The sequence below is a fragment of the Dankookia sp. P2 genome, assembly GCF_050632255.1.
GTDB lineage: Bacteria > Pseudomonadota > Alphaproteobacteria > Acetobacterales > Acetobacteraceae > Paracraurococcus.
On the sequence record NZ_CP192581.1, the window covers coordinates 1,292,510 to 1,306,257 of the forward strand.

Annotated in this window: 12 protein-coding genes and 3 pseudogenes; 7 read left to right on the forward strand and 8 right to left on the reverse strand. The window is 71.7% G+C overall.

The window, feature by feature from the left end:
* The first annotated feature begins 305 nt into the window (after window positions 1-305).
* The 7 genes and pseudogenes from ACQ86J_RS07765 (at window position 306) to ACQ86J_RS07795 (ending at window position 8,785) form a co-directional block, all read left to right on the forward strand.
* Window positions 306-947 (forward strand): flavin reductase family protein, encoded by a 642-nt coding sequence (locus ACQ86J_RS07765; protein ID WP_431270676.1) that lies wholly within the window; start codon window positions 306-308, stop codon window positions 945-947.
* A gap of 70 nt (window positions 948-1,017) precedes the next feature.
* Window positions 1,018-2,610 (forward strand): ABC transporter permease, encoded by a 1,593-nt coding sequence (locus ACQ86J_RS07770; protein ID WP_431270677.1) that lies wholly within the window; start codon window positions 1,018-1,020, stop codon window positions 2,608-2,610.
* 273 nt (window positions 2,611-2,883) lie between these two features.
* Window positions 2,884-3,876 (forward strand): annotated as a pseudogene (locus ACQ86J_RS07775) (PAS domain-containing protein); the annotation flags it as partial.
* 238 nt (window positions 3,877-4,114) lie between these two features.
* Entirely contained in the window at window positions 4,115-4,489 is a 375-nt protein-coding gene (locus tag ACQ86J_RS07780; RefSeq protein WP_431272327.1) for an ATP-binding protein, read from the forward strand.
* Between the two features lie 181 nt (window positions 4,490-4,670).
* Window positions 4,671-4,874, forward strand: a complete 204-nt coding sequence (locus ACQ86J_RS07785; RefSeq protein ID WP_431270678.1) for a hypothetical protein — start codon at window positions 4,671-4,673, stop codon at window positions 4,872-4,874.
* A gap of 145 nt (window positions 4,875-5,019) precedes the next feature.
* A pseudogene (locus tag ACQ86J_RS07790) lies at window positions 5,020-7,208 on the forward strand (penicillin acylase family protein).
* Between the two features lie 83 nt (window positions 7,209-7,291).
* Window positions 7,292-8,785 carry a GH3 family domain-containing protein gene (locus ACQ86J_RS07795; RefSeq protein ID WP_431270679.1) on the forward strand — a complete coding sequence of 498 codons (1,494 nt, stop codon included), beginning with the start codon at window positions 7,292-7,294 and terminating at the stop codon, window positions 8,783-8,785.
* On the opposite strand, the gene bfr is transcribed toward ACQ86J_RS07795, so the two are convergent.
* The 8 genes and pseudogenes from bfr to ACQ86J_RS07835 all read right to left on the reverse strand — a co-directional run bounded on the left by bfr (window position 8,782) and on the right by ACQ86J_RS07835 (window position 13,724).
* Window positions 8,782-9,282, reverse strand: a complete 501-nt coding sequence (gene bfr / locus ACQ86J_RS07800; RefSeq protein ID WP_431270680.1) for a bacterioferritin — start codon at window positions 9,280-9,282, stop codon at window positions 8,782-8,784. The two genes, ACQ86J_RS07795 and bfr, sit on opposite strands and share 4 nt — an antisense overlap.
* Entirely contained in the window at window positions 9,230-9,547 is a 318-nt protein-coding gene (locus ACQ86J_RS07805; RefSeq protein WP_431270681.1) for a (2Fe-2S)-binding protein, read from the reverse strand. Before ACQ86J_RS07805 ends, bfr begins: the two co-directional genes overlap by 53 nt.
* A 14-nt stretch (window positions 9,548-9,561) precedes the next feature.
* Window positions 9,562-10,602: an extracellular solute-binding protein gene (locus tag ACQ86J_RS07810; protein ID WP_431270682.1), complete on the reverse strand. Its 1,041-nt coding sequence runs from the start codon at window positions 10,600-10,602 to the stop codon at window positions 9,562-9,564.
* A 189-nt stretch (window positions 10,603-10,791) separates the two neighbouring features.
* On the reverse strand, window positions 10,792-11,295 hold the full coding sequence (locus ACQ86J_RS07815) for a GMC oxidoreductase (protein WP_431270683.1): 504 nt from the start codon (window positions 11,293-11,295) through the stop codon (window positions 10,792-10,794).
* A 214-nt stretch (window positions 11,296-11,509) separates the two neighbouring features.
* A pseudogene (locus ACQ86J_RS07820) lies at window positions 11,510-12,361 on the reverse strand (GMC family oxidoreductase N-terminal domain-containing protein); the annotation flags it as partial.
* A 3-nt stretch (window positions 12,362-12,364) separates the two neighbouring features.
* Entirely contained in the window at window positions 12,365-12,820 is a 456-nt protein-coding gene (locus ACQ86J_RS07825; RefSeq protein ID WP_431270684.1) for a gluconate 2-dehydrogenase subunit 3 family protein, read from the reverse strand.
* A gap of 122 nt (window positions 12,821-12,942) precedes the next feature.
* Window positions 12,943-13,338: a VOC family protein gene (locus tag ACQ86J_RS07830; protein WP_431270685.1), complete on the reverse strand. Its 396-nt coding sequence runs from the start codon at window positions 13,336-13,338 to the stop codon at window positions 12,943-12,945.
* An 80-nt stretch (window positions 13,339-13,418) separates the two neighbouring features.
* On the reverse strand, window positions 13,419-13,724 hold the full coding sequence (locus tag ACQ86J_RS07835; protein ID WP_431270686.1) for a ribbon-helix-helix domain-containing protein: 306 nt from the start codon (window positions 13,722-13,724) through the stop codon (window positions 13,419-13,421).
* Window positions 13,725-13,748 lie beyond the last annotated feature (24 nt).

A 13,748-nucleotide genomic window follows, 5' to 3' on the forward strand; every position in this document is an offset into this window, starting at 1 on the left:
GACGTGCAGCGCACCCTGCCGTGCCGCGGCGCGGGCCTGCACCGCCTGGCGCTCGGCCTCCAGCTGCGCCCCGGCGGCGGCCAGCTGCGCCTGCACCAGCAGGACCAGCCCGCCCAGCAGCAGGATCGCCAGGATGGCGCTGGCCGCGAGCTTGCGGCCGACCGAAAGGTTGCGGAACAGGCGCATGGGCAGGTCCTCCTCGGCCGAGGCTGCGCGCGTCGGAGTTAAGCCGGTGCAAACGCCACTCGACAGGCCCCGGCCACCGCGCCACCGTCCGGCCCCAGACAGGTTGGGAAACCGGGACGATGCTGTTCGACTTCGAGACGATCTCCGCGCAGGATCGCTACAAGCTGGTGGTGTCCTCCGTCGTGCCGCGGCCGATCGCCTGGGTGGTGACGCAGGACGCGGCCGGGACGGTCAATGCCGCACCCTATTCCTTCTTCAACGCCTTCTCCGACGACCCGGTCGTGATCGGCTTCGGCGCAGGCCCGCGGCCCGCCGGTTCGCTGAAGGACACCGCGGACAACATCCGCAAGACCGGCGAATTCGTGGTGAACCTGGTGCCCGAGAGCGCCATCCACGGCATGAATGCCACCGCCATCGACTTTCCGCCGGGGGTGGACGAGCTGGCCGAGGCCGGGCTGAGCAAGCTCGCCTCCAGCAAGGTCAAGCCACCGCGCATCGCCGAAAGCCCGGTCGCGCTGGAATGCGTCACCTTCCAGCTGATCCCCGCGGGACACCACACCATCGTGCTCGGCCGGGTCGTCGCCATGCACATCGCCGACGATTGCATGCTGGACGCGGCGAAAGTCTATGTCGACACGCCGAAGCTCGGGCTGGTCGGCCGCATGCACGGCCGCGGCTGGTACACCCGCACCGAGGACCGGATCGAAGTGCCGCGGCTGACGGTCGCGGAGTGGGAGGCCCGGAAGAAGGCAGCCGAATAGGTCCCGGCGCGCCGGGCCGCTTCCGGGCGCGGAGCCTCCATGCTAGGGGTCATTTGAGAACCACTCGCAAATGACCCCTGCCCCATCCGCCACCGCCGCCCTGCCTGCCGCCGCGGCCTCGCCACGGGCCCGGCCGCCCCGCGCCGGCTGGAGCCGGCTGGCCCTGCCGCTGGCCGGGCTGGTCGCGGCGCCGCTGGTGGCGGTGCTGGTCTCGGCCGCGGTGCCGGCCGGCGCGGTCTGGCACCATATCGCCAGCACGACCCTGCCGGAGATGCTGGCGAATTCGGCGCTGCTGTTCCTGCTGGTCGGGCTGATGACCGCCAGCGCCGGCGCGCTCTCGGCCTGGCTGGTCACCGCCTGCAGATTCCCCGGCCGCGGCGTGCTGGAAGTGGCGCTGCTGCTGCCCATGGCGATGCCGGCCTATGTCTGCGGCTATGCCTATACTTGGCTGCTCGACGTCGCCGGCCCGGTGCAAACCGGGATCCGCAGCCTGACCGGCCTGCGCTGGGGCCAGTACTGGTTCCCCGAGATCCGCAGCCTGCCAGGCGCCGCGCTGATGCTGGCGATGGTGCTCTACCCCTATGTCTACCTGCTCTGCCGCAACGCCTTCCAGCAGCAGAGCGTCTGCCTGCTGGAGGCCTCCCGCACCCTCGGCCATTCGCTGGGATCCTGCTTCCTCCGCCTCGCCTTGCCGATGGCGCGGCCGGCGATCGTTGGCGGGGTGGCGCTAGCGCTGATGGAGACGCTGGCGGATTTCGGCACGGTGCAGCATTTCGCCGTCCGCACCTTCACCACCGGCATCTACGAGGCCTGGTTCGGCCTCGGCGACCGCGGCGCCGCCAGCCAGCTGGCCGCCTGCCTGATGGGGCTGGTGGCAGTGCTGCTGGCGCTGGAACAGGTCAGCCGCGGGGGGCGGCGCTTCCACCCGACCACCAACCGGCATCCCGTCCTGCGCCCGGTGCCGCTGCGCGGCTGGAAGGCCGCGGCGGCCTTCATCCTGTGTGCCCTGCCGGTCGGGCTCGGCTTCCTGCTGCCGGCCGGCACCCTGCTGGCGCTGATGCTGCAGGTCGGCGATCCGCTGGAGCCCGCCCGCTTCCTGCCCTTCGCCCGCAACAGCATGGTGCTGGCCGGCCTCGCCGCGACCGCCGCGGTCATCCTCGCCGGCTTCTTCGCCTGGGCGGCCCGGCTGCATCCGCGCCCCGCCCAGCGGCTGGCGGTGCGGGTGGCGGGGTTGGGCTATGCCATCCCCGGCTCGGTCATCGCGGTCGGTACGCTGGTGCCGCTCGGCCTCTTCGACAATGCGCTGGATGGCTGGATGCGGGCGCGGTTCGGGGTCTCGACCGGGCTGCTGCTGTCGGGCGGGGTGGCGGCGCTGGTCTTCGCCTATCTGGTCCGCTTCCTGGCGGTGGCGCTCTCGGCGGTCGAAGCTGGGCTGGGCCGGGTGAAGCCCTCGCTGCGCCATGCGGCGCGGGTGCTCGGCGCCTCCCCGACCGGCTCGGTCTGGCGGGTGGAGTTGCCGCTGGCGCGCGGCAGCCTCTTCACCGCCTTCCTGCTGGTCTTCGTCGACACGATGAAGGGATTGCCGGCGACCCTGATCGTCCGGCCCTTCGACTTCGATACCCTGGCGGTCAGGGTCCATGGCCTGGCCGCGGATGAAGACTAGCGGAGGCGAGCACCGCCGCCCTGCTGATCGTCGTGACCGGCCTGCTGCCTGTGCTTGCGCTCACCAGGGCCATGCGGAGAAGCTGATCGCACCCTTAATTTACTTCACGAGGAATATGTAACGCAGATCACACTCCTGTGGGCCGATGGCGTGCCGCCTCGCAACACCCAGGCCCATACGGCATTAGACATGTTCCAGACTCGCCCCAGGCGGCCGCCGCCCGATGCGGACCAGGCCCGCTCTCGTTCCCCTTTGCTCGAATGGCCGTCCCCGATGCCAAGCTTCGCCGCGCTCTTCGACACGGAGGCCCTGGCGCCGCATGGCGTCTGCCTGCTCTGGCGACCGAAGCTGCTCTGGCTGCATGTCGTCTCGGATGCGGTGACCGGGCTGGCCTACTGGTCCATCCCGGCGGTGCTGACCATCATCGCCATCCGCCGGCGGGACCTGGTCTACCCTTGGGCGCTGGAGCTCTTCGCGGTCTTCATCCTGGCCTGCGGCGCCGCCCATTTCCTATCGATCTGGACGCTCTGGAACCCGGATTACGGGCTGCAGGGAGCGGTGAAGGCGATCACCGCCGCCGTGTCCCTGGTCACCGCGATCGCGCTCTGGCCCTTGCTGCCGCGGCTGCTCGCGCTGCCCTCCGCCGCCACCCTTGCCGATGCCAATGCCCGGCTGACCCGCGAGGTCGCCGAGCGGCGCGAGGCCGAGCAGCGCGCCCGCGGCAGCGAGGCCCGGTTGGCCGGCTTCTTCGAGCACCAGGCGGATGCGCTCTTCGTCGTCCGGACCGGGCTGAAGACGGCTGTAGGCGATTTCGCCTTCGAGACGGTGAACCCGGCCTTCTGCCGCATGTTCGCGGTCGAACGGGAGCGGATCGAGGGCGCCGGGCCGGACCGGCTGCTGGCCGCGGAAGGCGCCGCCCAGCTCGACCGCGAATTCGCCGAATGCCTCCGCACCGGCCAGCCACGCAGCTGGGAGAGCACCACCACCGGACCCGAGGGCGTGCACCACTGGCACACCGTGCTGGTGCCGCTGCCGGCCGATGCGGATGGCGTGGTGCGGCTGCTCGGCAGCCTGCGCGACGTGACCGAACTGCGACGGCTGCAGCTCGACCTGGTGGAGACCGCACGGCGCGCCACCATTGGCGCCATGTGTGCCGGCGTGGCGCATGAGATGAGCCAGCCGGTCAACATCATCGGCCTCTGGGCCGAGCGCGCCCGCAGCACGCTGGATGCCAGCCTGGTCCGGCCGCGCCGGGCGATGGAGGTGGTCCTGGACCAGACCCGCCGGCTCGGCGCCCTGCTGGAGCGCATGCGCGACCTGGCGCGCGACCCAACTCCGGGCGACGAGCCCTTCGATGCCGCCGTCGCGGTCGCGGCCGCGGTCGAGGTCGCCCGCCGCGCCTGGGCGCTGGACCGGGTCGAGGTGGTGCTGGAGCCGCATGCCGAGGCCCCGGTGCGCGGCCGCCCGGCCCAGCTGGAACAGGCGGTGCTGCACCTGCTGGAGAATGCCCGCGACGCGGTGCTGCAGCGCCGGCAGCAGGACGCGGCGGCGCCGGCCCGCATCACCGTGTCGATCGTCGGCGGCGCCCCCGGGCAGCGTGACCGTCGCGGTGCGCGACACGGGTGGCGGCGTGCCGGCGACCATCGCCGGGCGGATCCTGGAGCCCTTCGTCACCTCCAAGGATCCCGGCCAGGGCACCGGGCTCGGCCTGCCGCTGGCGGTGGGCATCGCCCGTGGCATGGGCGGCCGGCTGGCCTGGGCCAATGCCGCCGAGGACCGGCCGGAGGCGGGCGCGGTGTTCCGGCTTATCCTGCCCCTGGCGGCCACCGATCCGGCACCAGCGGACGCCGATCCGGCACCGGCGGGTGCCCCGGCATGAGCATGGGCACGGGGCCGGGCCTCTGCGTGCTGATGGCCGAGGATGAGTGGCTGGCCGCCGAGGTGCTGGCCGAGGGGCTGGCGGAGGCAGGCTTCACCGTGCTCACCGCACCCGACGGGCTGGCGGCGCTGGAGATGGCCGCCGGAGGCGCCCCTTCGACCTGCTGCTGACCGACCTGCGGATGCCGCGGATGGATGGGCGGAAGCTGATCGCCCGGCTGCGCGCCGAGCGGCCCGACCTGCCGGTGGTGGTGATGACCGGCTTCCCGCCGCCGGACGGGGCGGGCGCGCTGCATGGCGGCAAGGCGCCGCTGCGGCTGCTGACCAAGCCGATCGAGATCGCCCGGCTGGTCGCCGAGTTGCGGGCCGTCGCCGGGCTCAACTGACGCGGCGACGCCCCGCGCCTGGGCCGCAGGGCATGAACGCCCGGCGCCGCCATGCCGTTATGGCGCGGCAGGCAAGGCGAGGACGGGCGTGGCCGGACGGACTTCCTGGGGAAAGCGGGCAGCGGTGCTGCTGGCGGCGCTCGCCATGCTGCCCGGCTGCGCCGCCCTGCTGCCGCGGCCGGTCGGCATCGAGCAGCGGCTGGCGGCGCTGCCGCGGCGGGGGCTGGCGCTGCAGGCCCCGGTCACCATCCGCTGGAACGATCACCTGGTGCCCTGGATCGAGGCCGGCAGCGATGCCGACCTTGCCTATGCGCTCGGCCTGGTGCACGGCCATCTGCGTGGGGCGCAGGTCGCGCTGCTGCGGATTGTCAGCCGCGGCAGGCTGGCCGAGATCGCCGGGCCGCTGGCGGCCGATATCGACCATGCGCTGCGCATCCTCGACTTCGGCCGCGTCGCGCCGGCGATCGAGGCGGCCTGGCCGGCGGAGACGCGGGACTTCGTCGGCCGCTTCGTCGCCGGGCTGAACCATGCCGTCATGACCGGGCCGCAGCCGCGCGATTCGGCCTGCTCGGGCTCCGGCCGCAACCCTTCACCGCTGGCGACATCCTGGCGATCGGCCGGCTGGCCGGGGCCGACGTCAACTGGCTCTCCTACTTCTCCCTGCTGGCGGAGCGCGGCACGCCCGGCTTCGCCCAACGCTGGCAGCGGACGCTGGAAGCAGGCGCCGGCACCGCCGGTCCGGCCAATGCCGGGCAGGCGGCGCTCGGCGCGATCCTCGCCGGTCTCTCGCGGTCCGGCAGCAACGCGGTGGCGGTCGCGCCCTCGCGCAGCGCCTCGGGGGCGGCGATGCTGGCCTCCGACCCGCATCTCGGCCTGTCCCTGCCCAATCTCTGGATGCTGGTCGGGATGAAGTCCCCGTCCTTCCACCTGGTCGGGCTGATGGTGCCCGGCCTGCCGATCATCGGGCTCGGGCGCAACCCGGAGGTTGCCTGGGGCGGCACCAACCTGCGGGCCGCCTCCTCGGACCTGATCGACGTGTCGCGCCTGCCGCCCAAAGCGTTTTCGGAGTCGGAGGTCACGATCCGGCAGCGGCTGTGGTTCAGCGCGAAGCGGCGCGTCCGGGTCACGCCGCAGGGGCCGGTGGTGACGGATGCCGCGCTGGTGCCGGGCAAGCCGGGCGAGCCGATCGCGCTGCGCTGGGCAGGGCATGAGGCGAGCGACGAGATCACCGCCCTGCTGCGCGCCGCCCGGGCCGGAAGCGGCGCCGCCTTCCGCGACAGCTTCGCGGGCTTCGCCGTCTCGCCGCAGAACATGCTCTATGCCGGGCGGGACGGCTCGATCGGGCGGGTGACGGCGGCGGTGCTGCCGTCGCGGGCCGGACTTCCCGCCGCGGATCCGGTGCTGGATGCCGGCGCCCCCGAGGCAACGGCGCCCTGGCGGAGGCTGTGGGATGCGCGCGACCTGCCGAGGCTGGAAGACCCGGTGGATGGCGTGCTGGCTTCGGCCAATGAGAACCCGGCGCTTTGGGCCCTGAACCCGCCGCCGATGGGCTTCTTCTTCTCGGATGGTGACCGGGTGGCGCGGCTGCGGGCCATGGCGCTGGCGAAGCCGAAGCTGACCTCCGGCGACCTCGCGGCGATGCAGGCGGATACCGTGGCGCCCAAGGCGGCGGTGCTGGCGGCGGGGCTGCTGGCGCGGCTGGACGCGTTGCCCGGCGGCGCACCCGAGCCCGCCCTGCTGGCACCGCTGCGCGGCTGGGACGGCGACTATGCCGCCGACAGCCGCGCCGCGCTGGTATTCGAGCTGCTGCTGGCCCCGCTGGTGCCGGCCCTGCAGCCGGAGGGCGGCGGGCGCGGGCCGGAGACAAGCTGGAACTTCCTCACCACCTTCCTGATCCGCGACCTCGACGCCCTGCCGCCGGCGCGGCGCGAGGCGGTGCTGCGCGACGCCGTGGCGGCTGCCGCGCCGCGTGCTGCCCGCCACCGCAACTGGGGCGAGGTCCACCGGCTGCGCGCCGCGCATTGGCTGGTGAACCTGCCGGTACTCGGCCGCGCCTTCGTGCTGGAGAGCTTCGCCGTCGGCGGCTCGCGCGAGACGCCGATGAAGTCCGGCCATGGGCTGGTCACCGGCCCGCATGAGGTCGGCTTCGGCTCGATGGCGCGGCAGGTCTCGGACATGGCTGACCCGGATGCCAATTGGTTCGTCCTGTTCGGCGGGCAGGATGGCTGGCTCGGCAGCGCCGCCTTCGCCGACCAGGTGCCGCTCTGGCGGGAGCGCCGCGCCATCCGCATGCCCCTTCGCCCGGCGACCGTCGCGGCGGAATTCCCCGAGTGACAGTCCTGCAGCCATGACCAAGGAGAGTTTCGAAGGGGGCCTCGCCCCTTCGCGGGGCCCGGGGCAGCGCCCCGGCCGGCGCCGTGCCCTTCGACGCGACGCCGTTGCTCCGGGCCGCGGCAGCCCTTCGGCTCCGGCGTGTCGATCGCCTGGATCCGGCGGCGACGCAGGCCGCGCTGCTGCGACGCCTGCTGCGCCGCGCCTCAGGCACCCGCTTCGGCGTGGCGCACGGCTTCGGCTCGATCCGCGACGTCGCGGACTACCAGGCCCGGGTGCCGCTGCGCCGCTATGAGGATTTCTGGCGCGACTGGTGGCAGCCCGGCTTCCCGCGGCTGGACAACGTGACCTGGCCGGGGCGGGTGCCGTATCTCGCGCTCTCCTCCGGCACGACCTCCGGCACCACGAAATACATCCCGGTCACCCGGCCGATGGTGCGGGCCAATCGCGGCGCGGCGCTCGATGTGCTGGCTTGGCACCTCCGCCACCATCCGCGCAGCCGGGTCTTCGGCGGGCTGTCCTTCATGCTCGGCGGCTCGACCGCGCTGGAGCGGGTCGCGCCCGGCGTGCGGCAGGGCGACCTGTCCGGCATCGCCGCGGCCGAGGTGCCGCGCCTGCTTGGCCCCTGGGGCTTCCCGCCGCGCGACCTGGCGCTGATCGCCGACTGGGATCGCAAGCTGGCGGTGCTGGCCGAACGGGTGCCGGCGGCGGCTGTGCGGATGCTGTCGGGCACGCCCTCCTGGCTGCTGCTGCTGCTGGAACGCTTGGCGGCGCGGCGCGGGATGCCGCCGCTGCCGGGGCTGGAGCTGCTGGTGCATGGCGGCGTCACCTGGGCGCCCTATCGCGACCGGCTCGCGCCCTTCCTGCCGCCGGGCTGCGCGACGCGGGAGGTCTATCCGGCCAGCGAGGGGTTCTGCGCCATCGCCGATCGCGGCGAGGGCGAAGGGTTGCGGCTGCTGCTCGATCGCGGCGTGTTCTGGGAGTTCGTGCCGGTGGGTGAGCTGGAATCGGCGAACTCGGTGCGGCACTGGGCGGCGACGATCGAGACCGGGATCGAGTACGCGGTGATCGTCACCAGCTGCGCCGGGCTCTGGAGCTACGTCCTGGGCGACACCGTCCGCTTCGTGGACCGTGCGCCGCCGCGGCTGCTGGTGACGGGACGGACCTCCTATAGCCTCTCGGCCTTCGGCGAGCACCTGACGGGCGAGGAGATCGAGCGGGCGCTGCTGGCGGCGACGCAGGGGCTCGGGCTGGCAGTGGCGGAATACACGGTCGGGCCGGTCTTCGGCGCGATCCGCGGCCACCACCGCTGGTTGGTCGAGCCGGCCGCGGCGGCTGATCCCGACCTCGGCCCGCGATTGGCGCGCGCGCTGGACGCGGCGCTGACCCTGGCCAACGACGACTATGCCGTGCACCGCCGCGGCGGGCAGCTGGACCCGCCGGAGGTGCTGCTGCTGCCGCCCCGCGCCTTCGCGGGATGGATGCGGGCACAGGGCAAGCTGGGCGGCCAGCACAAGGTGCCGCGGGTGCTGGCCGACCCGGCGCGCTTCGCCGCGGCGGAGAGGGGCCTTGCCGGTTAGTCCTTGCCGCCCTCGGCCTGCTCCGGCGCCGAGGCGCTGTTGAGCTGGATGTAGTTCTGGATGCCGATCAGCTTGATCAGGTCGAACTGCCGCTCGAGGAAGTCGACGTGTTCCTCCTCGTTGTCGAGGATGCGGCGGAACAGGTCACGCGAGACGTAGTCGCGCACGCCTTCCATGTAGGCGATGCCCTCCCGCAAATCCGACATGGCTTTCTCCTCGAGGCGCAGGTCGCACTGGAGGATCTCCTCCACCGTCTGGCCGACCAGCACCTGGTCCAGCCGCTGCAGGTTGGGCAGCCCGCCGAGGAAGAGGATGCGCTCGATCAGCCAGTCGGCGTGGTGCATCTCCTCGATCGACTCGTCGTATTCGTGCTTGCCGAGCTTGGTGACGCCCCAGTGCCGCAGGATGCGGGCATGCAGGAAATACTGGTTGATGGCGGTCAGCTCATTGGTGAGCTGTGTGTTCAGGAACTCGACGACCTTGGGGTCGGACTTCATCGCTTGTCTCCCGGCGCGGCAGGCAGCCGGCGCCTCCACTGCCGGGCTTTAGCCTGCCCGGCACCTCACGATCAGGGAGGCCGGCCGGATTGGCCGCCGGCGCGTCCTGCGCGTCCCGGATCATGCTGAGGATCATGCGGGTGCAGGTGCCGCACTGCGCCTTGCAGTCGCAGGCGGCATAGACGTCGCGCGGGCGGCGGGCGCCTTGCGCCACCGCCTCGTTCAGCTTCGTGTCGGTCAGCGCGTTGCAGAGGCAGACGATCACGGTCCCGCTTCCCTTCAGCGCCAGCCGGCGCGTTGCAGCAGCTGCAGCGCCGGGGCGGCATTGGCATTGGTCTTGTCGGCATCCACCGGCTCTGCGCGGAAGCGGCCCATCGCCTCCAGCGCCGGGTGCAGCGGCGCGTCCGGCACCGCCGGGTATTCCATGTTGCCCAGCGCCAGCATCGCCTGGGCATGGTCGCCGGTGAGGAAGTCGAGGAAACGCGCGGCCTGCGCCTTGTTCGGCGCGGTCTTCACCAGGCCGGCGCCGGAGATGTTCACATGGGTGCCGCGGTCGCCCTCCCCCTGGTTCGGGAAGATGACGCCGATCCGCTTGAACAGCGCCTGGTCGTCCGGCTTCTGCGAGGCGCCGAAGGCCGCGAGGTAGTAGGTATTGGCCAGCGCCAGGGTGCACTGCCCGGCGGGGATGGCGCGGAACTGGTCGCGGTCGCCGCCCTGCGGCGGGCGCGCGAGGTTGGCGGCGACACCCTTCGCCCAGGCCTCGGTCCTCTCCGGCCCATCGGCCGCCAGGATCGAGGCGGCCAGGCTGATGTTGTAGGGGTGGTTGGAGGAGCGCACGCAGAGCCCGGCGCCGGCCGGGCCGGCCAGGTCCTCATAGCGGGCGAGGCCCTGCGGCGCGCCCTTCTCCTTGTCGTACATGATGACGCGGGCGCGCTGGGAGATTGCGAACCAGGATCCGTCCGTCGAGCGCAAGGCCTGCGGGATGCGCTTCTCGACCGCCTCGGACTTGAAGGGCTGCAGGATGCCGGCCCCGGCGGCGCGGGCAAGGCGCGCGGCGTCCACGGTGATGAAGACATCGGCCGGGCTGTTGGCGCCCTCGGAGCGGATCCGCTCGATCAGCTGGTCGGCATCGCCCTCGATCAGCCGGACCCGGATGCCGGTCTCCTTGGTGAAGGCCTCGTAGAGCGCGCGGTCGCTGTCGTAGTGGCGGGAGGAATAGAGGTTGACCTCCTCGGCCCCAGCCGGCGCGACGACGGCGGCGGGAAGCAGGCCGATCGCGGCGAGCAGGCCGAGGATGCGGCGCTTCGGACGGGCGGTCATGGCGTCACTCCGGGGGTGGCGATCCCGTTGATAGAGATAATGAGAACCATTCGCAAGTGCCTTCCGCGGCGTCCCGTGGAAAGCCTGCCCGGGAAGGGCGCCGCTCTGCCTTGCGCTGGCGCAAATGCAAACCGCTCGCGAAAAAGGCCCGCCCCGCTGCCGGGACGGGCCCCTTCCCGGCGGGCCGGTTCAGACCTCGCCGCGGGACATCCGGCCGGCGATGTGCTCCGCCTGGCGGATCGCCAGGGCGACGATCGTCAAGGTCGGGTTGCAGGCGGCGCCGGAGGTGAACTGGCTGCCGTCCGAGACATAGAGGTTGGGCAGGTCATGCGCCTTGCCCCACTTGTCCACCACGCCGTCCCTCGCGTTCGCGCTCATGCGGTTGGTGCCGAGGTTGTGGGTGCTGGGATAGGGTGTGGTCTCGAAGGTACGGGTGGCGCCCACCGCCTCGTACAGCGCGCGGCCCTGCCCGTAGGCGTGGTCGCGCATGGCGATGTCGTTCCTGTGGTCGTCGAAATGCACCTTGGCGACCGGCAGGCCGTGCCTGTCCTTCGCCGCAGAGTCCAGCGTCACGCGGTTGTCCGCCTGCGGCATGTCCTCGCCGACGATCCAGAGGCCGGCCATGTGGTCGTAGGCATCCATGGCGGAGGTGAAGCCGCGGCCCCAGGCGCCGGGCTCGAGGAAGGCGGCCATGAAGGGCACGCCGAGCGAGAGCGTCTCCAGCTTCGTAGCCGCCGGCGAAGCCGCGCTTCGGGTCGTGGTGCGCCTCGTCGCGGACGATGCCGGCCATGGTGGTGCCGCGGTACATGTGCACCGGCTTCTCGAAGGTGGCGTAGACGCTGCCGGTGGTGTGGCGCATGTAGTTGCGCCCGACCTGGCCGGAGGAGTTGGCCATGCCGTTCGGGAACATGCTGGACGCGCTGTTCAGCAGCAGGCGCGGGCTTTCGATGCTGTTGCCGGCGACCGCGACGACGCGCGCGCGCTGGCGCTGCTGGCGACCTTCCTTGTCGGCATAGACCACGCCGGTGGCGCGGCCGCGCGCGTCATGCTCGATCTTCAGCACCATGGCACCCGGCCGCACCTCGAGCCGCCCGGTCGCCTCGCCCGCCGGGATCTCGGTGTAGAGCGTGCTCCACTTCGCCCCCATCTTGCAGCCCTGGAAGCAGAAGCCGAGCTGGTGGCAGGAGGTGCGATCGGCCCGGGGCTCCGAGTTGATCGCCATGTTGCCGGTGTGGAAATCCTTGTACCCGAGCTTCTTCGCCCCGGCCGCCAGCACCTTGTAGTTGTTGTTGCCGGGCAGGCGCGGGATGCCGTTGGTCCCGGTCACGCCCATCTTGTCCTCGGCCCTTGCGTAGTAGGGCTCGAGCTCGGCCAGCGTGATCGGCCAGTCCAGCAGGTTGGCGCCCTCGACCGCGCCGTAATGCGTGCGCGCCCTGAACTCGTACTCCTGGAAGCGCAACGAGGCGCCGGCCCAATGCGTGGTGGTGCCGCCCACCGCCTTGACGATCCAGGCCGGCAGGTTGGGGAAATCCTTGTGGATGCGCCAGGAGCCGCCAGTGGTGCGCACATCCGCCCAGGCGAGCTGGCTGAAGCTGGCCCATTCGTCGTTGATGAAGTCCTCGATCTCGTGCCGGCCGCCAGCCTCAAGGATCACCACCTTGGCGCCCTTCTGCGCCAGCTCGTTGCCGAGCGTGCCGCCGCCGGCGCCGGAGCCGATGATGACGACGACGCTGTCGTCGTTCAGGTCGAATGTCGCCATGGGTCAGGCCTCCGGCAGCCAGTCGATGTCGTTGAAGCCGCGCTCGATGTAGCCACCGTGCTCGTAGGAGGCACCCTCGTAGCCGAGCTTCTCCCAGACCTCCTTCTGGTTGTAGAGCGAGACGACCAGATCGCCGCGCAGCTTCTGGAAGAAGGCGCCCTTCTCCATCCCCTTCAGGATCTCGACGCGCTGGTCCTCAGAGGCCACGCGGATGTAGTCGCGGCCGAAGCGCTTCTTCGCCTCGGCATCCAGCGCGGTGGCGCCGTCCTCCAGCAGCTTGCGCAGCGCGGCATCGCCCGAGGCCGTGTCGTCATAGGGCAGGACGGCGGCGATGTAGAAGCGGTCGGGGAAGCGGTCATGCGGGAAGATGTCGCGCGCGGCGCGGGCCAGCACGGTCATCGTGGCCGGCTTGATCGCCTTCAGGTCCGCCGCCCAGGCCGCGTCCGGCGTGATGGTCATGCCGGCCGCGACCGCGGCGGCCGCCGCCGGGGCCGTCGCGGCGCCGCGCAGGAAGACTTCGGCGGCGCACCGAGGTGCGCTTGTCCACTTCTCTCATTTCTTGGTTCCTCCCTGATCGCGTCTTAGTTGAAGCGGCCGAACCGTTGCAGCACCTCGGTCTTGTAGCCGTCTGGATCGGTGATGAAGAAGAATTTCGCCATCGGCTTGCCGCCATGCGCCATCTCGCGCATCGGGCCGCATTCGATGCCGGCCGCGGACATCCGCGCATGCTCGGCCGCGAGATCCTCGACCACCACGGCCAAGTGGCCATAGCCGTCGCCGAGCTCGTAGGGCTCGGTGCGGCCATGGTTGACCGTCAGCTCGAGCTCGAAGGGCCCTTCCGCGGTGCGCAGGTAGATCAGGGTGAAGCCGTCGAAGGCGAGGCGGTCGGCCACCTCCAGCCCGAATGCGCGACGGTAGAAATCGACCGACCGCGCCTCATCGAGAACGCGGATCATCGAATGGATCAGCTTGGCCATGGTGGCTCCCCGCACTGCTGGGGGAGGCTTGCCAGGGCCGCGCGGGGCGCAGGTAGTAGCGGGCTACTGCGCCGGCGGAATCACGCGGCCTTCAGCACCCGCGCCGCCACCTCCGCCGCGTGCTGATCCTGGTTCTCCAGCCAGAGCAGGCAGGTGACCCGCAGCAGGGAGGCGAAATTGCCGATCTCGCCGCGCCGCGTCAGCACCTCGTCATGCAGGGTGACGAGGAAGCGCGCCACCGAGGTGCCCTCGGCCGCGGCGATCCGTTCCAGGATGCGCCAGAAGGCGGCTTCCAGCCGGATGCTGGTGCAGTGGCCGTGCAGGCGGATGGCGCGCGTCTCGCAGGCATAGGTCGCCGGATCCTGCGAGGCGAAGATGTTGCACATGGACATGATCCTCCCGGCCCGGGG